The 19129-nt window shown below is 65.8% G+C and carries 21 protein-coding genes; 7 read left to right on the top strand and 14 right to left on the bottom strand.

All coding sequences use genetic code 11. From position 1 onward, the window contains the following. Nucleotides 1–14: 14 nt before the first annotated feature. The 3 genes from M1E07_RS03430 to M1E07_RS03420 form a co-directional block, all read right to left on the bottom strand. Nucleotides 15–488, bottom strand: a complete 474-nt coding sequence (locus tag M1E07_RS03430) for a Dps family protein (protein WP_461190476.1) — start codon at nt 486–488, stop codon at nt 15–17. Nucleotides 489–593: 105 nt separating this feature from the next. Continuing rightward, the gene (locus M1E07_RS03425; RefSeq protein WP_461188897.1) at nt 594–1271 is read right to left on the bottom strand and encodes an O-methyltransferase; all 678 of its coding nucleotides are present in this window, start codon (nt 1269–1271) and stop codon (nt 594–596) included. A gap of 73 nt (nt 1272–1344) precedes the next feature. After that, the gene (locus M1E07_RS03420; RefSeq protein ID WP_461188896.1) at nt 1345–1668 is read right to left on the bottom strand and encodes a thiamine-binding protein; all 324 of its coding nucleotides are present in this window, start codon (nt 1666–1668) and stop codon (nt 1345–1347) included. Between the two features lie 121 nt (nt 1669–1789). Here M1E07_RS03420 and M1E07_RS03415 point away from each other — a divergent pair, with 121 nt between their 5' ends. Further along, the gene (locus tag M1E07_RS03415) at nt 1790–2425 is read left to right on the top strand and encodes a TetR/AcrR family transcriptional regulator (RefSeq protein WP_461188895.1); all 636 of its coding nucleotides are present in this window, start codon (nt 1790–1792) and stop codon (nt 2423–2425) included. Nucleotides 2426–2582: 157 nt separating this feature from the next. Continuing rightward, on the top strand, nt 2583–2810 hold the full coding sequence (locus M1E07_RS03410) for a hypothetical protein (protein ID WP_461188894.1): 228 nt from the start codon (nt 2583–2585) through the stop codon (nt 2808–2810). An 82-nt stretch (nt 2811–2892) separates the two neighbouring features. On the opposite strand, the gene M1E07_RS03405 is transcribed toward M1E07_RS03410, so the two are convergent. The 6 genes from M1E07_RS03405 to M1E07_RS03380 form a co-directional block, all read right to left on the bottom strand. Then, nucleotides 2893–3153: a hypothetical protein gene (locus tag M1E07_RS03405; protein ID WP_461188893.1), complete on the bottom strand. Its 261-nt coding sequence runs from the start codon at nt 3151–3153 to the stop codon at nt 2893–2895. 106 nt (nt 3154–3259) lie between these two features. After that, nucleotides 3260–3571 (bottom strand): AzlD domain-containing protein, encoded by a 312-nt coding sequence (locus M1E07_RS03400; protein ID WP_461188892.1) that lies wholly within the window; start codon nt 3569–3571, stop codon nt 3260–3262. Next, a complete protein-coding gene (locus tag M1E07_RS03395; RefSeq protein WP_461190475.1) occupies nt 3568–4410 on the bottom strand; it encodes an AzlC family ABC transporter permease in 843 nt (280 codons plus the stop codon). Before M1E07_RS03395 ends, M1E07_RS03400 begins: the two co-directional genes overlap by 4 nt. Then, nucleotides 4407–4982, bottom strand: a complete 576-nt coding sequence (locus tag M1E07_RS03390) for a DoxX family protein (protein ID WP_461188891.1) — start codon at nt 4980–4982, stop codon at nt 4407–4409. Before M1E07_RS03390 ends, M1E07_RS03395 begins: the two co-directional genes overlap by 4 nt. A gap of 8 nt (nt 4983–4990) precedes the next feature. Then, nucleotides 4991–5266 (bottom strand): hypothetical protein, encoded by a 276-nt coding sequence (locus M1E07_RS03385; protein ID WP_461188890.1) that lies wholly within the window; start codon nt 5264–5266, stop codon nt 4991–4993. An 8-nt stretch (nt 5267–5274) separates the two neighbouring features. Beyond that, nucleotides 5275–6174 carry a glycerophosphodiester phosphodiesterase gene (locus tag M1E07_RS03380; protein WP_461188889.1) on the bottom strand — a complete coding sequence of 300 codons (900 nt, stop codon included), beginning with the start codon at nt 6172–6174 and terminating at the stop codon, nt 5275–5277. Between the two features lie 49 nt (nt 6175–6223). Between M1E07_RS03380 and M1E07_RS03375 the strand changes: the two genes are divergently transcribed. Then, entirely contained in the window at nt 6224–7582 is a 1359-nt protein-coding gene (locus tag M1E07_RS03375) for a DUF445 domain-containing protein (protein ID WP_461188888.1), read from the top strand. A gap of 52 nt (nt 7583–7634) precedes the next feature. On the opposite strand, the gene M1E07_RS03370 is transcribed toward M1E07_RS03375, so the two are convergent. Together M1E07_RS03370 and M1E07_RS03365 are read right to left on the bottom strand one after the other, a co-directional pair. After that, complete coding sequence (locus tag M1E07_RS03370) at nt 7635–8384, bottom strand: LamB/YcsF family protein (RefSeq protein WP_461188887.1); 750 nt, start codon at nt 8382–8384, stop codon at nt 7635–7637. Then, nucleotides 8368–9174: a hypothetical protein gene (locus tag M1E07_RS03365; protein WP_461188886.1), complete on the bottom strand. Its 807-nt coding sequence runs from the start codon at nt 9172–9174 to the stop codon at nt 8368–8370. Before M1E07_RS03365 ends, M1E07_RS03370 begins: the two co-directional genes overlap by 17 nt. Nucleotides 9175–9325: 151 nt before the next feature. On the opposite strand from M1E07_RS03365, the gene M1E07_RS03360 reads away from it, so the two are divergent. Next, nucleotides 9326–10642, top strand: a complete 1317-nt coding sequence (locus M1E07_RS03360; protein WP_461188885.1) for an MFS transporter — start codon at nt 9326–9328, stop codon at nt 10640–10642. Between the two features lie 35 nt (nt 10643–10677). On the opposite strand, the gene M1E07_RS03355 is transcribed toward M1E07_RS03360, so the two are convergent. From M1E07_RS03355 to M1E07_RS03345, 3 genes are all read right to left on the bottom strand, one after another. Further along, nucleotides 10678–13020, bottom strand: a complete 2343-nt coding sequence (locus M1E07_RS03355) for a glycoside hydrolase family 65 protein (RefSeq protein WP_461188884.1) — start codon at nt 13018–13020, stop codon at nt 10678–10680. Between the two features lie 142 nt (nt 13021–13162). Then, nucleotides 13163–13912: an HAD family hydrolase gene (locus tag M1E07_RS03350; RefSeq protein ID WP_461188883.1), complete on the bottom strand. Its 750-nt coding sequence runs from the start codon at nt 13910–13912 to the stop codon at nt 13163–13165. A 396-nt stretch (nt 13913–14308) separates the two neighbouring features. After that, on the bottom strand, nt 14309–14947 hold the full coding sequence (locus M1E07_RS03345; RefSeq protein ID WP_461188882.1) for an alpha/beta hydrolase: 639 nt from the start codon (nt 14945–14947) through the stop codon (nt 14309–14311). A 231-nt stretch (nt 14948–15178) separates the two neighbouring features. Here M1E07_RS03345 and M1E07_RS03340 point away from each other — a divergent pair, with 231 nt between their 5' ends. From M1E07_RS03340 to M1E07_RS03330, 3 genes are read left to right on the top strand one after another with little or no spacing between them, the layout of a single operon-like run. After that, entirely contained in the window at nt 15179–15985 is an 807-nt protein-coding gene (locus M1E07_RS03340; protein ID WP_461188881.1) for a DeoR/GlpR family DNA-binding transcription regulator, read from the top strand. After that, nucleotides 15982–16977: a 1-phosphofructokinase family hexose kinase gene (locus M1E07_RS03335; protein ID WP_461188880.1), complete on the top strand. Its 996-nt coding sequence runs from the start codon at nt 15982–15984 to the stop codon at nt 16975–16977. Before M1E07_RS03340 ends, M1E07_RS03335 begins: the two co-directional genes overlap by 4 nt. A gap of 2 nt (nt 16978–16979) precedes the next feature. Next, nucleotides 16980–19070, top strand: coding sequence for a PTS fructose transporter subunit IIABC (locus M1E07_RS03330; protein WP_461188879.1), 2091 nt, complete (start codon nt 16980–16982; stop codon nt 19068–19070). Nucleotides 19071–19129: the final 59 nt, after the last annotated feature.

Raw genomic sequence — 19129 nt, 5'->3', positions numbered from 1 at the left:
GCAGTGGGCAGGGATCAGGCCGGCTCGGTGACTGGTGCCGTGGCAGCCATGGTCTCGGCATTGACCATCCAGGCCAGCTGTTCCAAGCGCTCGATCGCAGCATGAAGCAGATCTGCGCTGGCGGGGTCTTGCTCGTCCACTTCGTCATGGACATCCCGCATCGCCTGGACTGTCCGTTCGAGCCGGACAGTAACGAGCTTGACCGTGTCCTTCGTGGTGACCAGGCCTTGCGGAAACTCCTCCAGCCGGCTGCCGGCGGAAACAGTGCTGCTGCGGCCATCGGGAAGGGCCTGCAGAGCCCTCATTCGTTCGGCCACCTGATCGGCGAAGAGGCGGGCGGCGGCAACAATTTCGTCCAGCTGAAGGTGCAGGTCGCGGAAATTGGTGCCCACAAGGTTCCAGTGAGCCTGCTTACCCTGGAGGTGCAACTCAATGAGGTCGGTGAGTACCATCTGCAGATTGCTTGCAAGGGTGGGCGACGCTTTCATCATTTTCCTCCACTGGCTTTCCACCCGGCTGCGGATCAACCGGCGAATTACTCTAAGCATACTTACTAATTTGAGCCGGAAGTCGGGATAACCGACCAGGGAGGGCTACCGGATGCGCGCCAGCGCGAACCCGTCCCAGCCCTTGGAGCCAACAGTCTGGATGACAGTGGCATCGAGCCGGGGATGCTCGCCCAGCAGCCTCAGTGCATCAACTATTCCCTGTGCGTTGACGGGGTCCATTCCGGGGTTCAACACAGCACCTTCCCAGATCGTGTTGTCCAGGACCACGGTTGTCCCCGAACGGCCAAGCCGGATTGCCCATTCCAGGTAGCGGCTGTTGTTCTCCTTGTCCGCATCGATGAAAATGAAATCGAATGGTTCCCGGTCTTCCTCTGCCAGCGCGGCGAGGGTGTCAAGTGCCGGTCCAAGCCGGATCTCGACTTTTTGCCCCAAGCCTGCATGGTCAATGTTGGCCCACGCCACTTCAGCATGCTTTGGCAGGAATTCGCACGTAACCAAAGTGCCGTCGTCGGGCAGGCCCTGCCCCATCCATATCGTGCTGAAGCCGGCCAGGGTGCCTATCTCCAGGATGCGGCGGGCGCCGGAGAGCTGAACCAGGAGCTTGAGGAGCTTACCCGCGTTCGGCGCCACCTCGATGGCCGGCATCCCAGCGTGGGCGGCGGATTGCACAGCCCGGAGCACGGCCGGATCCGGATGGACCACGACGTCGGACAGGAACTTTTCTGTGGCAATCCACTCTGGCTGGGGCTTGTGCTCAAACATGGGCACAGTTTGGCACGCGCCCACGCGCGGGTCCAGAGAAATTCGCGGACGACGGCGGCCGGGACGTCCGGGGTCAGGACCCTTCGGAGAGGGCTTCTTCCAGGCGGTCCACTTTGGCGGTCAGCTCGCCGGAATATCCGGGCCTGATGTCCGCCTTGATAACCAGGGAAACCCTGCTGCCGTAGCGGCCCACCGCCTCCGTGGCGCGCTTCACGACGTCGAACACTTCATCCCATTCACCCTCGATGGTGGTGAACATGGAGTCGGTCTTGTTCGGCAGGCCCGACTCCCGGACGATCTTCACGGCGGCGGCGACGGCGTCATGAACGGAAGCGTCACCGGGCCGGGAACCTTCGCTGGGAGTACCGGACGGGGCGACAGAAAACGCAAGCAGCATGAAGCCCAGTGTGCCATGGCGCCGGCGGTACTGCAGGGCAGGGCGGCCGCGGTGGTCGTCACAAAACCCCCTACCCTTCAGTAACGGTGATCGCCGGAGCCTCGATTGCTAACCTTTTGGCATGAGCCTCGCAGTCGCCCGCAAGCCGCTCCGCGCCGACGCAGCGCGGAACGTGGACAAGATCATCACGGCGGCGCGCCAATGCTTCCGCGAGTTCGGGCCGGAAGTACCGCTGCAGACGATTGCGGCCACAGCCGGGGTAGGCCCCGCCACCCTGTTCCGTAATTTTTCGGACAAGGAGGAGCTGGTACTTGCAGCCCTCAACAGGCAGCTGCGGCTCACCGTGGACCCTGTTGTGGACGGCGCCCTGGCCGATATCGACGCCGCCGCCGGGCTCCTGCGGGTCATGGAGGCCCTGATGGCCGCCGCCAGCGATGACGCCAATCTCCTGGGAGCCGTGGCCGGGCGCCGGGAGCTTTTGACGGGCATCACTGGTTCGCTGATGGACTCGATGAGTGTGCTGCTGGTACGGGGCCAGGGCCAGGGCAGCCTGCGCGCGGACATCTCCATGACGGACATGTTCCGGCTGCTCGCCATGCTCATCGGAGTGGTGGACACCATGGAACCTGGATCCGACGCCTGGCGCCGCCCGCTGGCCTTGGTGGAGGACGCCATCCGGTCCGTCCGGCCCAGCCGGCCGCTCCCAGTCCAAGTACCTCTGCCGGCCGCTTCCCTGGCGGGTCAGCCGCCAATCTAGCCGCGGGAATACTGGCCGCGCGAAGCTGTCCTCCCCATTGTGGGCCTCCAGCGGGTGCAATACACTTCAAGTGGGTTACGCAGCCAGCCTCTGTATCTCTCCAGATGGAGCCATCCATGCCACAGTTCCTGCACCTCCGGCACACGGCCGCAGCGCGATGAACAGTTCCAAACTTTTCCACTACATCAACGATCCGCGCGGCCCCGAGGAAGTTCTTCCCACCCTGCCGGCAGAGGAACTGGCAAAACTGTTGGATGCCCTCTACCAGAACCTTGATACTCCCGAGCCCGAGTTCGGCGCCCAGGTCTGGTACGAGATGGCGGTGGAAGAAATCTCGCGCCGGTCAACTGCACCTGAGGGCGCCGCGCAGCACGGGGTAGCCTGACCCCTTGCCCTTTACGACGCCGGGAGTCCCGCTGGTGCCGGGACGTTCCCTGCTGTCCGGGCCTATTGATGAACTGCCCAGGCTAGTTGCCGTCCCCTGCTCCCCTGGCCCGGATCTCCCGGCGCACCATCGCCTGCAGCGCCGGAATGTGCGACGCCGGGTCCGCGTCCATAGCCCGCATGAGGCTTTCGGACAGGGCCTCCAAATCCTCGGCCGGGACGTCGGATATACCGGAAAAGCGCGTAAAGAAGCGCTTGGCAGGCAGTCCCGCCCGCCATCGTGAATTCTTGATTGAATGAGGTCTTCCGGCTCTTGCCCCGGAAGCGTGCAGTTGATTTTCCATCGTTACCATTCATGCGGATCGCCGGGGCCAACTGCATAGCCGCTCTCATAGTACAAACCCACCACGGGCAAGAGAAGAGATTCACGTCATGTTCTTAGTGGCTGGTTCAGCTCCAGCCAATCATCCGGAGCAGCGCTGCAGTTCCCGCGCCGGCCACCACCACCACCAGGAACGGTGCCCGCAGCGCCAGTGCGATCGCTGCTGCAGCCAGTGCACCCAGGCGCGCATCGGCTGCCAGTGCCTGCCCTGACGCCACCGTGTTCACCACTGTCAGGGACGCAAGCAACCCGATGGTCATGGTGCCTGCCACCCGCGACATCCGGGGATTCTCCAATAGCCTGGCCGGAACAAAGTAGCCCATCAGCTTCCACGCGTACGCCAAGGCGCAGGCAATCAGCAGCCACACCCAGAGGCTCATGAATCAGCCCCCGAGGTGCCGCCTTCGCCGCCGTGGTGGCCGTCGCCGTGCTGGCGGGGCTCGTTGCGTTGCTGCCCGCGCTCGCCGCGGTAATGGGGCTCGCTGCGGTGCTTGTCATTGCTGCGGTGATGGTGCTCCCGGTACGGCTCCACGTCCGGCTCGAGGCCCTCGTCGCTCCGGCCGTGGCTGAACCAGCCGAACGCGGCGGCCACCACGGCTGCCACCAGGATCGGGACGCCAGCCGGAACAAATGGCACTGCCACCACCGTCGCCAGGGCGCACGCCACCGCAATCGCGATCGGTTCGCGGCCCTTCAGCCGGGGCCAGAGCAGGGCAAGGAAGGCCGCCACTGCTGCCCCATCCAGTCCCCACTGCTTAGGATCCCCCAGCCCGCTTCCGGCCAGCGCCCCCACAGCGGTAAACAGGTTCCAAAGCACGTAAATGCCGATGCCGGCTGCCCAAAAACCCCGGCGCTGCTCAGCGGGGTCCGTCTGCCCAGTGCTGGTGGCCGTGGATTCGTCAATGGTCACCTGGGCGGCAACGTACTTGCGCCACCCGGTGGGATGCAGCAGGGAGTTGAGCTGCATCCCATAGATGCCGTTGCGCATGCCCAGAAGGGTGGCTGCACTCATCGCTGCAATGCCTGACCCGCCTCCACCCACTACCCCGATGAATGCGAACTGCGAACCGCCGCTGAACAGGAGCAGGCTTAGCGCCATGGTCTGCCAGAAGTCCAGCCCGGACGTGACGGAGAGTGCACCGAACGATATCCCGTACAGGCCGGTGGCAACACTGATGGAAAGCCCCACGCGCACAGCAGGGGAGGCCAGGAGTTTCACTGCCACGAACCAGCTCCGGGCTTCCGGAGGGTCCACGCCCAGAGGATAAGCGGCGCCTGAAGCGGGAATCGCAGGGTGTGCACCTTGCGCTGCCAAGGCGTCCCCTGCGGGCCGTAAGCGCGGCGGAGGGCATCGGCATGGCCGGCCAGGAACGTGGTGAACATGGCGGTGAGGGCGGTTGCGGTCGCCTTGCGTGTCAGCGGGACGAGGATGCCGACGGCGGCCGTCAGTTCCAGCAGCCCGCTTAACGCGATCCATTCCTCCCTGGCCATTACGGCAAAAGGTTGACGGCGGAGGGGTTCCGGCCCGCCGTCGACGGCAGCCGTGCCGCTGCGGGCAGCAGTTCCGGCAGCTGGAGCAGTGCCGTTGGCGGGAGCAGTCCCGTCGCCGGCGGCAGCACCGCCGTCGCCCGTTCCTTGCTGTTGCGGATCCATCAGGCAGAGGTAATCAGGCACTACCTGGCGGTAGAAGCCGGGATCGCGGAAGTGTTTCATGGCGCTGGCCAACAGCAGGGCGCTCATGGCTGCAGCGGAAAGGCTCTGGCGGGCCCGGCCGGACCGGGGAAAAGGCATGGCTCCACTCAATCACAAGCGTGGCAGGCCTTTGTAACCGTCAGGCCCGCGCATCCGGTCGGGCCCAGGCGGGAGCCGTGCGGCGGCACGCCTTCCCCACCCATGGAACGCACGGCCGGCAGGGCGATAAGCTCTTCTGCAGTCCGGACCAGCGACAGCCAGGCCGCACCGCCCCAGCCGGTCTGCCGGCGCCTGGCCAACAGCGCGACGGCAGCCGCGGCAACACCGTACCCGGTGGCGTGATCCAGGGCCTGGACGGGCAGGCCGCCAGAAGGTTCGTTCACTTGCCCGCCTACCTTCCTTGCGGCGAGGCGACCTGCAGCTGGCTGAGGACGCGTGCCGGCACGTTGGTGGTGACCTCGTGGACGCCGAGGCCCTGGCACAGCGCCACGTCCTGCTCCGAGTCCACGGTCCACACCCGGAACCGCCGGCCCAGCTCCAGCCACCGCTGGATGGTGGCCGGGTGGCGGCGGACGTAGTCCACACCGGGGCCGGCCAGGGCGGCCTCGCCGGCGTCCAGGATCCGCTCGCCTTCCAGCTGCGCGGCTTTCATCACGTTGGCGATCGCACCGCCCGTGATCAGCCCCCAACCCAATTCTTGCCGCAGCTCACGCACATCCACGTCATCCACCAGTTGGCAGATGTACTCGGCCGGTACTGACCGAAGGAGGCGGCGGACAGATTCCGGGCTGAAGCTCATGAAGGTCACTGCCACGTTGTCCACGGTTGAGCTCCTGGCGTCCCACCCCTCGCCCCGGAGGACCTCAAGCACCCGGTCCTCCAGCTTGAGCTGGTACGGGCTGGGGTGCTTCAGCTCGATGGCCAGCCCCACCGGGCGTCCGGCGCCGCGGAGGATCTCGAGCAGTTCCGGAAGGGTCAGGAACTGCTCGGACCGAGCACCGAACACCTCGGGGATACGTGCGCCCTTCCACGATGAAAAGTCCAGGCGGCGCAGCTCCCGCAACGTCCGCTCGGCCACCGGCCCGGTTCCATCCGAGGTGCGGTCCAGGTTGGCGTCGTGCAGGAGGATGACGTGCTGGTCGCGGGTGAGGTGGACATCGCACTCCACACCGTCCGCTCCGTCCGCCAGCGCCTGCAGGTAGGCGGCGCGGGTATGTTCGGCAAACGCGGCACTGGAGCCCCGGTGGGCAAAGACCCGCGGCCGGTGCGGCACTGACTCATCAGTAGTCATGGAGACACGGTAGCCGACCTGCCCCGCACTGCGGGACTAGGCTTGGCACATGCAGGTGAACTCTGAGACAACTACCCGGGAAGCACCCACCAGGCCCGCTCCTTCCGCCCCGCCTCATGAGAAGGGCCGTGCGAAGGCGGGTCCCGCCGTCGGCCAGCAGCTCAGTGCCGGCGATGCCGAAAAGGCGGCAGCGCTGCGGAAAATGAAGCTGGTGGCGCTGGGACTGCTGATCGCCATGGCGGTGATTTTTGTGTTCGCGTTCGCGCTGCAGAAGGAGTACCCGTGGCTCCAGTACGTGCGCGCTGCCGCGGAGGGCGGCATGGTGGGCGCGCTGGCCGACTGGTTCGCCGTCACCGCGCTGTTCAAATACCCCATGGGCATCAAGATCCCGCACACTGCGATCATTCCGCGCCGGAAGGACCAGATCGGCGCCTCGCTCGGTGAATTCGTGGAGACCAATTTCCTCTCCGAGCAGGTGGTCCAGGACAAACTGGCCAGCGTGAACATCGCGCGCCGGGCCGGCGAATGGCTCGCCACGCCGGCCGGCGCCGAGCGGGTGGCCAAAGAAGGTGCCGCCGTCATCCGCGGCGCATTCAAGGTCCTGAACGACGACGACGTCCAGGCGGTCATCGAGGGCATGGTCCGCAAGCACCTGCTGACTCCGCCGTGGGGACCTCCCGTGGGAAGGATGGCCGAGCGGATTTTCCACGACGGGCACCACCACAAGCTGGTGGACCTGCTCGTGGACAGGGCCGCGGACTGGGTGGATGACAACCACGACACCGTAACCCATCTGGTCTCCGACCGCTCCCCCACCTGGGTTCCGCAGTTCGTGGACGGCCTGGTGGGCGACAAGGTGTACGTGGAGATCCTCAAGTTCGTCCGGGCGGTCCAGGCCAACCCCAACCACGAGGTGCGGCAGTCCATCGACAAATACCTCAACGACCTGGCCCAGGACCTGCAGCACGATCCGGCGATGATCGCGCGCGCCGAGGACATCAAGGCACAGGTCCTGGGTGACCCCGAGGTGCAGGAACTCGCCTCCCGGACGTGGGGCACCGTGAAGAACGCCCTGCTCGGGGCCGTGGACGATCCGGACAGCGACCTGACCATCAAGTTCAAGGCAGCAGTCCGCGATTTCGGTTCGCGCCTGGTCAACGATCCCGAACTGGCCGGAAAGGTAAATGCCTGGATCGGCGACGCCGCCGGCTACCTCGTTCGGACGTACCGCTCTGATATCGCCGGCGTCATCACCGATACTGTTGCCCGCTGGGACGCCGAGGAAACCTCACAAAAGATTGAGCTCCAGGTGGGCAAGGACCTGCAGTTCATTCGGATCAACGGCACTGTGGTGGGTTCACTGGCCGGGCTCACGATTTTCACGGTGGCGCACCTGATTTTCGGGTGAGTTTTTCCGGGCTCCGCTCCGGCACCGGCGCCATTGACGCGTAGCTGCGGCCTTAGGCGAAGGACTCCAGTTCAACGCCCGCGGCCTCAAGTCCTGCCCGGACGCCTGCGGCCATCTCGACGGCACCGGGAGTGTCGCCATGGATGCACAGGGAATCGGGCCGAACCTGCACCACTGTTCCGTCCAGGGCCACCACCTCGCCCTTGGTGGCAAGGCGCACGGCCCGCTCGACGATGGCGTCGACGTCGTGCAGGACGGCACCCTCCTGGGAGCGCGGCACCAGCGTTCCGTCAGCCAGGTAGGCGCGGTCCACAAATGCTTCGATAAAGACCGGGTGCCCGGCTTCCTGGGCCTGCTTCAGCAGCTCCGAACCCGGCAGGCCGAGGATGGGCAGGCCGGGATCGTAGGAGTTCACGGCGGCCACCACTGCGGAGGCCTGGTCGGCGTCGTGCACCAGCCGGTTGTACAGCGCGCCGTGCGGCTTCACGTAGTCAACGGAGGCACCCACGGCGTGCGCGACGCCGTCGAGCGCGCCCAACTGGTACAGCACGTCGCCGAACAACTCGTCGAAGGACATGTCCAGCGAGCGGCGGCCGAAGCCGGCGAGATCGCGGTAGCCCACGTGCGCGCCCACGGTCACGTCCAGCTCATAGGCCGCCCGGCAGCTGTCCAGCATGGTGACGGGGTCTCCGGCATGGAAGCCGCAGGCCACGTTGGCGCTGGTGACCAGCCGGAACATCGAGGCATCGTCCCCCATGTTCCAGGAGCCGAATGATTCGCCGAGGTCAGCGTTGAGGTCCAAAGTTGTTGCCTTCCAGCGTCAGGTTGTTCGGTGCGGCGGCGTTGAGCTCGCCAGGGATGGTGTCGGGCATGGGGCCAAACGCTTCCTTCGCGTTGGACACCACCGCGCGCCCCATGATGAGGTTACCGGCTCCGCCCACCACTGCGCCGATGCCGAACGGCAGCGCCCGGCCGAACAGCGCGGTGCCCTGGCGCTTGAGGAGGTTCTTAAGGAAGGCTTTCTGGATCCGGTTCCGTACTGAACCGAAGCCGGGCACGGCCATCGACTTCGACAGCACGTTGCCCCAGGCACCGGAGGCACTAATACCGTTCCCCGCCGCCTGGCCGCTGAGCGTCCCGAGCAGTGCCGTGCCTTCCTCGCCGAGCATCAGGGCCATCACCATGGTGCTGGCCTTTTCCGGGTTGGTGAGGCGGATGCCGTGCAACTCAGCGAGTGAGGTGGCGTAAAGGGCAGTTGCCTCGAGGAAGCCAACGGTCGCAGCGGCGGAGAGGCCGAGGGAGGCCACGGTGCCTACCCCGGGAACGACGGCGGTGGCGCCAACCACTGCACCCCCACCGGTGACGGCGCGGAGGTAGTCGCGCTCCAGGATGTCCGCCAGCTGGGCGGCCGTGGCGCGCGGGTGCTTGCGCTGCAGCCGTCGGATGTAGGCCAGGACCAGCGGGCGCTGGATCTCCACAGCTTTCAGGAGCATATTGTGGATGCCCGGCTTGGGCTTGCCGTCTGCGTCGAAGACGGCATTGTGGGCGGTTTCGTGTGCGATTCGTACTGCGGGATTGCTGCGCCTGGCCATGGTCACCTCTGTTGGTCTCGCCGGCCGCGTCGGATGCGGCCTTTCCTAATACTAAGGTTGCTTAACACTAGGCCACGGCACCCCTTCCCCACCTGGCCGTGAGGGTAGTTGCCGGCTGTGCGGGTATCTGTCCACAGCCTAGACTTGCCCTATGCCCGCTCCCAAAGCCCTGCGGCCGTTTGCCCACCGTGAGTACCGGGTACTGATTTCGGCGCTGGCCATCTCCATTTTTGGTTCCGGGATGTGGGCCGTCGCCATGGTCTACCAGGTGATCCATCTGGGCGGCGGACCGCTGGAGCTGTCCCTGGTGGCTGCCGCCGGCAGTGTGGGCCTGGTGGCTTTCCTCCTGGCCGGCGGGATCGCCGCCGATCGGATTCCGCAGCGCCGCCTGATCATCGCCGTGGAGGGGGCAAACCTCGCCGTCATCGCCGCTGTCAGCGGGCTGGCCATGGCCGGGTGGCTGCAACTCTGGCATCTGGCTGCGGGCTCCTTTGTGCTGGGTGTTGGAGCGGCCTTCTTCTTCCCCGCCTATTCCGCCATCCTGCCGCGTATCCTTCCTGCCGAGGACCTGCTCGCAGCCAACGGCGTGGAGGGTTCCATGCGGCCGGTGCTCCAGCAGGCTGCAGGTCCCGCCGTGGCGGGCGTCGTGGTGGCCGCACTCTCGCCGTCGCACGCTGTTACGGCGGTGGCGGTCTGCCATCTCTCGGCCTTCATCGTCCTCAACTTCCTGGGCCAGCATTCGCTGGACGCGCCCGTGAACGGGGCCGAAGACGGTTCCTTCGCTGCGGGTGCCGGGCGCGGCAGGTCGTCCTTCCTCCAGGACCTGCGCGAGGGCGTCAGCTACACACTGCGCACCCCATGGCTGCTGTGGACCCTGCTGTGGGCGTGCATCTCGGTGCTGTTCCTGATCGGCCCCATCGAGGTGCTGCTGCCGTTTGTGGTGCGGGACCAGCTGGGCGGCGATTCGCGCATGTTCGGCTTCCTCCTCGCCGTGATGGGCGTAGGCGCAGCCTTGGGCTCACTGTTCACGGCGTCCTTGCGGCTGCCCCGGCGCTACCTCACGGTGATGATGGTGTCCTGGGGCACGGGCAGCCTGCCGGTGGCCGCCGTCGGGATCATGGACAGCTTCTGGGTCCTCGCCGCTGCCCTGTTCATCTGGGGCGTGACCGGCAGCGTGGGCATGGTCATCTGGGGCACCCTGCTGCAGCGGCGCGTACCGCCCCACCTTCTGGGCAGGGTCTCCAGCCTGGACTTCTTTGTGTCGCTCGCCCTGATGCCCGTGTCCATGGCCCTGGCCGGGCCGGCCGCCGAGGTCCTGCCCATCTGGCTGATCTTCCTCGTGGCCGGCCTCGTCTGCCCCGTCATGGCGGTCATCGCCATGACGGTGGCACGCATGCCCGACGACGAACTGGCCCACCCGCTGGACAGGGCTCCTGTTGTGGAACGTTCGACGGCGTCGGGAGACTAGGCTGCAGGGCGTCATTGGGTGCGGCCCCGAGGCGCCTAGCTGTTGGCGCGCACCACCGGGATGCTCGCCGTCGGATGTCCGCTCGGGAACACCGTGGGTTCTGGTTCCGGCACGGGCTCAAGTGCCACCCGGATGGGCTCGGCACCCACGCTGAGCAGCTGTCCGCAAACGTCCACCTCGAGAGCCCCGCCGTCCTGGACAGTCAGGGTGATGGCACCGGCGTCGAGCTCGACCAGCAGCAGGCAGCCGCGGATCTTGAGGTGGAAGGTCAGGCCTTCCCACTCGGCAGGCAGCCTCGGGTCGAAATACGGGACCGGACCCTGGTCCCGCAGGCCCGCGAAACCGCAGACCAGGGAGCTCCACACTCCGCCGGCAGAGGCGATGTGCACGCCGTCGATGGTGTTGCCGTGCGTATCGTCCAGGTCGATGAACACGGCGTTGGTGAAGTGCTCAAGCGCCTCGCGGGAATATCCCACTTCGGCGGCCATGATGCCCTGGACGCAGGCGGAGAGCGTTGAGTCGCCTGTGGTCAGCGGGTCATAGAAATCGAAGGCCCGCTGTTTTTCCTCGGCGGTGAAGTCCTGCCACTGCAGGAACATGGCCAGGACGGTGTCAGCCTGCTTCAGGACCTGGTGGCGGTAGATGACCAGCGGGTGGAAATGCAGCAGCAGCGGGTACTTGGAGCGGGGTGTGGTCCAGTCCCAGGGTTCAAGGTGCATAAAGTCGTTGTCCTGCGAGTGGACCTGCATCCGCTCGTCGAACGGCAGCTGCATACGGTTCGCCGCAGCCTCCCACAGCTGCCGCTCTTCCTGGCTGACGCCGGCGTGTTCCAGAGCAGCGGCAGCACGCAGGTTGAAGCGCGCCATGACGTTGGTGTAGAGGTTGTCGTTGACCACGGCCGTGTATTCGTCCGGCCCGGTGACGCCGTGGATGTGGAAGAGCCCGTCCTTGCCGAAGAAGCCCAGCGAAATCCACATACGCGCGGTTTCAATCAGCAGCTCGGCGCCCATTCCGTCACGGAACGCGGCGTCCCCCGTGGCCCAGACGTAACGGTTGGTGGCAAAGGCAATGGCGGCTGCAATGTGGAACTGGGCGGTGCCGGCGGCGTAGTAGGCGCTGGCTTCGAGCCCGTTGATGGTGCGCCACGGGAAGAGCGCACCGTCCACGCTGAGTTCCTTCGCCCGGATCCTGGCTTCGGGAAGGATGCCGTGGCGGAATTCCAGTACCTGGCGGGCGCCGTCGGGATTGGTGTACGTCAGGTACGGCAGGAGGTAGACCTCCTGGTCCCAGAAATAGTGGCCCTCGTAGCCGGAACCGGTCACGCCCTTGGCGGGAATGCCGGCGACGTCCGCACGGGCGGTTGCCTGGGCAAGCTGGAAGAGGTTCCACCGGATGGCCTGCTGCAGCTCGGGCTGGCCGGCCACAATAATGTCCGAGGTGGCCCAATAGTCGCGGTAGTGCGCTTCGCTTTCGGCGAAGACGTCCTGAACGGCGCGCAGGTTTGCTTCGGCCACCGAGGCCGGGTCAACGGACGGGTCCTGGATCGCAGGGCCGGCGGCGTAGCTGACGCTCTTCTCCAGGCGGAACGGCTCGTCCGCGCTCACTGCCAGGACGTAGCGCACGCTGCTGTCGTCCTGGTCCACGAGGGTGTCGAACGGCTGGTGGCCCGCGGACGTCCAGTGGTCCACGGCAACGCCCACCCGCTGCTTCGACTCGGCGGCCTCCCAAGCCAGCCGGAGGGACCCGTCACCGCCGTCGAGGCGCAGGGGCAGCAGCACCCGGCCGGCGTGGCGGCCGGCGCGGCGGGGATCGTGAACGGAGTGGTCTTCCACCGGCTGGTCCTGGCGGTTGATTACGGAGGAGGTGACGTCCACCGAGACATCACGGTCCGTGGCCACCTCGAGTGAAATGCCGAGGGTTCCCCGGGAGGCGAATCCAACGGAGCGACGCTCCGTGGTGGTGACGTACGCGCCGGAACGGCACCGCCAGGTGATCCGGCATTCGTAGACGCCGGTGGAGAAATCGACGGAGCGCCGGTAGTCCAGCACCTCGGATTCGGCCAGGCTGAGGGCTTCGCCGTCGATGATGACAGCGAAGTTGTTGGCGTCCGGGATGTACAGGATGCGCTGGCCGGTGCGGGCAAAGCCGAAGGCATTCTCGGCGTGCTTGATGTCCCAGATTTCGTGCAGGCCATTGATGAAGCTGCCGGGCAGGTCAGAGTCGGCAGCCGCCCAGTGGGCACCGCGGATTCCCAAGTGTCCGTTCCCCAGCGCAAAGAGGGTTTCCAGCGTCCCTTCAGTGCCCTGTTCGTGGCGTGTTTCGACGAGTTGCCAGGGTGTGTTGGGGAATCTTTCGCGGTCCGCGGAAATCAGAGCCATGGTGTTGGGGTCCTTGTGCGAGTGACATTGCTGCCGGTGGGGCCGGCTCGGCGTGCCGAGGGGTTGGTGGGGTACGGAGCTGCCGGGGAAGCAGCGGGGCGGCTGCCCGGGGAAGGCTGCCTTGGGGGAAATTGCGGTGCGGCTAGAGGAGCTCGTCGAGCTCGTTGACCACAACGGTGGCCCCTGCGTTGAGCAGTGTCTGCCGTCCGGCGCCGCGGTCCACCCCGACTATGGAGTGGAACGAGCCGGCGCTTCCGGCCTGGACACCGGAGACTGCGTCCTCCACCACCACGCATTCCTCGCTGGGAAGGTCCAGCAGTTTGGCGGCGTATTCGTAGGTGGCGGGGCTGGGCTTTCCGGGCAGGCCTTCCGTGGCTGCCACCACGCCGTCCACTACCACCGGGAAGTGACTGCTAAGTCCCGCCGCCTCCAGGACAGCGGGTGCGTTACGGGAGGAAGAGACGACGGCGACCTTCAGCCCACGTTCCAGCGCGGCTTCGAGGAACCTGACGGAAGCCGCGAAAGGCTCGACGCCGGCGCTCACGATGTCGTTAAAGATCCGGTTCTTCCGGTTGCCCAGGCCCTGCACCGTGATGTTGGCGGGGTCGTCGCCGGTGGGGCCCTCGGGCAGTACGATCCCGCGTGAGGCGAGGAAGTCCCGGACGCCGTCGAAGCGCGGCTTTCCGTCGATGTGGTCGAAGTAGTCGCTTTCGCTGTAGCCGGCCACCTGGGGCTGCGATGCGAGGTAGCTTTCGAACAGTTCCTGCCAGGCCTGCTCATGCACGGTGGCGGTGGGGGTCAGCACGCCGTCCAGGTCGAAGAGGATGGCGGACGCTCCTGCCCACGCGGAGAGTTCTGCGGGTGCGTGCTCTGTGGCGGTGTTTTCAGTCATCAGCGGTGCGGTGTCCTTTCAGGACGGCGGGCAGCCTCGAAGGCGGGGATGCTTGGAGTGGGGAGGCCTCGATGCCCTGACGACCTGCAGGTGCGGCATGAAACCGCCGGCGCGCGGGATCCGGCGGCCGTAAGCTTGCTGATCGTTGTATTCCATCATGACCGTGTTGCCCGCCACAGGACAAGCCGGCGGAACGTTCAGCAAGGACGGCGCCGGCAAGGGCACCAGGCCGTATCGGGCCGCAGTAAACCGTCCGCACAGCGCTGATCTCCTTGTCCGCCCAGTTCAGGGCCGAATAATGGCCGAAAACGAGTGTAAGCGCTTACAAATTTTGCTGGCAACTGTTTTTTCCTGCGGCCAGTCAGGTGATGCACTTCACAGGAGGGGAGAGCCCGGCTAGGCCGCGGCGGGCCCGTTCGCCCTCAGCACGTAATGGCGCAGGAACGCACTGACATCCACCATTTCCGTCTTGGACATCGCATGGCCCATGCCCGGGTAGGTCCTGGCGGTAAGGAGCGTATTGGTTTGGAGCCACTCTCCGGTGTACGCGATGGCGTCTTCGTTGATGACCAAATCGGCTTTGTCCCGCCCCCAGAAAAAGGGCGGCCTGCTGTCAAAGGATTCAGTGAGGGACAGCAGCTCATTTTCGAGCACAAACCCGGAAAGCCCCACAACAGCCTCGTAATCCTTGGGATGGAGCCGCAGCAGCGTGCTGGCCATCGCCATGCCCTGCGAATAACCAAGCAGGCTCACGCTGCTGTGCTGGCCCTTTACGGTGTTAATCCAGGTCTGGACGGCGCTCGAGGCCTTGATAACGTCGGCGAAATCATTGGCGAGGAAGTAGTCCAGCAGGAACCAGCCATAGTGGTCGCCAATGGCCATGGGAGCACGCAGCGCCGCGCAGGTGAATTCGGCCGGCAGGTACTCAAAGAGCCGGACCATGCGCGACTCGTCCGTGCCGTAGCCGTGCATCATCACCAGTAACGGGGTGCCTGCCCGCTCGGCCTCGTGCTTGGACCACACAACTGTTTCCATCGCATCAGCCTAACGAGGCAGGTTGGGAAGGAGCCTGTAGCCGTGCCGGTCCAGCCGGGAAGCCCCATACTTTGTTTCGTGTTGGTTTCCATTGACAAACCAACACAAGCAAAGATAAAGTCAAGTAACTCAACATCATGTGATGCCAATCACGCACCAGCAAGGCGCTCCCATCATGTGAAGCAGAACCGTCAGCATCCGCACCATCAAGCCTTACGCAACGGAGGGTATGTGTTCGCCGAGGAGCGCCAGCAAAAGATTGCCGAGCTTGTAGCCGGCACCGGCCGCGTCAGCGTGACCCTCCTGGCCGAGCGCTTCCGCATCACCACCGAAACCGTCCGCCGGGATCTTGCCACCCTCGAGAACGCCGGGACTGTCCGCCGCGTGCACGGCGGCGCTGTAGCGGCAGACCGGTTCAGCACCACCGAGGAAAGCATCAACGAACGGGCCATCCAGCGTCCTGACCAGAAGATCCGGATCGCCGAGGCCGCGCTTGCCCTCATCCCCCGCAACTCCGCCGGCAGCGTCCTGATCGACGGCGGGACCACCACCGAAGTGCTCGCGGACCTGCTCGCCCGCCGCACCGCCGTCGAACCTGCCGACCCCACGGAACCGCGTGCGGACCTGGTGGCCATCACCCACGCGGTGCCCATCGCCGGCAAGCTCTCCAGCATTCCCGGGATAGCCCTCGAGGTCCTGGGCGGCCGGGTCCGCGGAATCACCCAGGTTGCCGTAGGACAGGCAACTGTTGACGCGGCCGGCAGGTTCCGGCCGGACATCGCCTTCATCGGCACCAACGGCATCCACTCGTCTTTTGGCCTGAGCACTCCCGATCCTGAAGAAGCGGCCGTTAAGGCAGCCTTCGTCCGTTCGGCCCGCCGCATTGTGGTGCTGGCCGACTCCTCCAAGCTGGACACGGAAACCCTGGTCCAGTTCGCCTCCCTGAAAGATCTGGACATCTTGATTACAGACAGCGAACCCGGGCCGGAACTTGCAGCCGCCCTTGAAGAAGCCGGCGTAGACGTGGTGATCGCATGATCGTCACCTTTACGGCCAACCCGAGCCTGGACCGGACTGTTGCCCTGCCAGGTCCGCTGGAACGGGGCGAAGTGCAGCGCGCCGTCTCCGTCAGCCAGGAGTCCGGCGGCAAGGGCGTCAACGTCTCCCGGGCACTGGTGGCATCCGGTTTGGAATCGGTGGCGGTACTTCCCGGCGCGGACAGCGATCCCGTCCTGGCCGGCCTGCGCGAAAGCGGGGTGCCCTTCGTGTCCCTCCCCATCAATGAGCCGCTCCGTACCAACGTTGCGCTCACCGAGCCTGGCGGAATCACCACCAAGATCAACGAGCCGGGACCGCTGCTCGACGCGGCCCAGCAGGAAGCCCTGATGAAGCTGCTGCTCGAGAGTTCCCGCGGTGCCAGCTGGGTGGTCCTGGCCGGATCGCTTCCCCCGGGCTTCCCCACCGACTTCTACGCCACCGTGGCCCGCCGGCTCCGGTCTGCCGGAAACGGAAACGCCCCGCAGATTGCGGTGGACTCCTCCGGCGCCCCTCTTGCCGCCGCCGTCTCCAGCGGCGAGGAAGGCAATGGTTCGGGAAAACCGGACCTCCTCAAACCCAACGCCGAAGAACTGGCGGAACTGGCTGCTGCAGCCGGCTTCGCCTCCCCGGCCACCGCTGACGAACTGGAAGCGGACCCGGCTGCTGCCGCAGCAGCAGCCGCCGCCGTCGTACGTTCCGGTGTGGGTGCTGTGCTGGCAACTCTCGGATCAAAGGGAGCTGTCCTGGTAACGGCCGACGGCGCGTGGCTGGCCACGCACCCGCCGGTCGCCGCGGTCAGTACTGTCGGCGCGGGCGATTCAGCCCTTGCCGGCTACCTGCTCGCCCACGGCCAGGGCGCCGCCCCGGCCGATTGCCTTCGCCAGGCAGTGGCCCATGGTGCCGCCGCCGCCTCCCTGCCGGGTTCCACCGTCCCGGCAGTCCACCAAACCACACCGGATGCCGTAACCATCACGGCCCTTCGAAAGGATTGACAGTGACCCAGCTCATCACCACGGAACTGGTCGACCTCGACCAGAACCTGGGCAACTCCCCCGAAACGGTGATCCGGCACCTGGCAAGCAAAGTAGCTGCCACCGGACGCGCGTCAGAAGTCGAAGGCCTCTTTGCGGACGCCTTCGCCCGCGAGCAGAAGACCGCCACGGGCATCCCCGGCGGCATCGCCATACCCCACTGCCGCTCCGCTGCAGTCACGGAACCCACCTTGGCCATGGCCCGCCTTGACCCCAAGGTGGACTTCGGCGCCAAGGACGGCCCGGCGGACCTGATCTTCTTCATCGCAGCCCCGGACGGCGCGGACCAGCAGCACCTGAAGCTGCTGTCCAAGCTCGCCAGGTCCCTGATCAAGAAGGACTTCACCGCAGCCCTGCGCAATGCCGCGTCCCGCGAGGAGATCGTGGAACTGGTGGACGGCGCACTCGCAGACAAGCCCGCGGCCCATGCAGCCGCGGCACCGGCACATGCAACTGCGGGATCACTGAACGCTGCCGGCCAATCCGGCGCTTCCGCAGTGGCAAACTCCGACGCTGCTGGCTCCGCCGCCTCTGGCCCCAAACGCCTTGTAGCCGTGACCGCGTGCCCCACCGGCATCGCCCACACCTACATGGCAGCGGATTCCCTGGTAGCGGCGGCCCAGGAAGCCGGTGTCGACCTGCAGGTGGAAACCCAGGGCTCCTCCGGCGCCAAGCCGTTGGATCCCGCTGTTATCGCCGCTGCCGACGCCGTGATCTTCGCCGTGGACGTGGACGTACGTGGCAAGGAACGCTTTGCCGGCAAGCCCGTCATCAACGCCCCGGTCAAGCGAGGCATCGATGAGCCCGCCAAGATGATCCAGGAAGCACTGGCCGCCGCGGACAACCCGAACGCCCGCCGCGTCCCCCATTTCGGGGCGGAGGAACAGGCCGAGAACGCCGCCGCCGAAAAGGGGGAGCACATCGGCCAGAAGCTGAAGAAGGCCTTGCTGACCGGCGTCAGCTACATGATTCCGTTCGTAGCCGGCGGCGGCCTGCTGATCGCCCTCGGCTTCCTGCTGGGTGGCTACCTGATCACCGATTTCGCGGACACCATCGTGACCACGAACAATTTCTTCAACCTGCCCAGTGAATACCCGGAACAGGCCATCGGCCCGCTGGGTGCCTACCTCGGCGCGGTGCTGTTCAAGATCGGCGCACTGTCCATGAGCTTCCTGGTCCCGGCACTGGCAGGCTACATTGCCTACGCCATCGCCGACCGGCCCGGCATAGCCCCCGGTTTCGTGGCCGGTGCCGTAGCCGGTTTCATGGGTGCCGGCTTCCTCGGCGGCATCGTTGGCGGCCTGCTGGCCGGTTACATGGCGCACCTGATTGGAACCTGGTCTGTCCCCCGCTGGCTGCGCGGCCTGATGCCGGTTGTGATCATCCCGCTGCTTGCCTCCATCTTCGCCTCTGGTCTAATGTTCCTGGTTCTTGGCGGGCCTATCGTTGCTCTCACTGAAGGACTTAACGGGTGGCTGTCCGGCCTGACCGGCGCCAGCGCGATCGCCTTGGGCGTCATCCTGGGCCTCATGATGTGTTTCGATCTCGGCGGCCCGGTCAACAAGGTCGCTTACGCCTTCGCCGTCGCCGGTCTTGGTGCCGCAACGCTGGACAACCAGGCGCCATGGCAGATCATGGCAGCCGTCATGGCCTCCGGCATGGTGCCGCCCTTGGCCATGGCTCTGGCATCAACGGTCTTGGACAAGAAGCGCTTCAGCCTGGCTGAGCGAGAAAACGGAAAAGCAGCATGGCTGCTGGGAGCATCCTTCATCTCGGAAGGCGCCATCCCGTTCGCAGCTGCCGACCCGCTGCGCGTCATCCCTGCCAGCATGCTGGGTGGAGCGGTGACGGGTGCAATTTCGATGGCGGCAGGCGTTGGTTCCAAGGCGCCCCACGGTGGAATTTTCGTCTTCTTCGCAATCGAAAACTTCATTATGTTCGTCATCGCGGTTGCGGTTGGAACGGTGATCACCGCGCTGGCTGTGGTGGCACTCAAGCGCTGGGCAGCCCCCAAGACCACTGCTACGGTTGAAACCGTCCCAGCAACGGTCTGACCCGCCCACTACCTACCCGGCACTGACCCCCAGCCTGCCGAAAGACATAAGGAGCAAAA

This window comes from Arthrobacter sp. Z4-13, from assembly GCF_054792705.1.
Note: the sequence above shows the minus strand (reverse complement) of the source record. Positions and strands in the feature narration are given on the sequence as shown.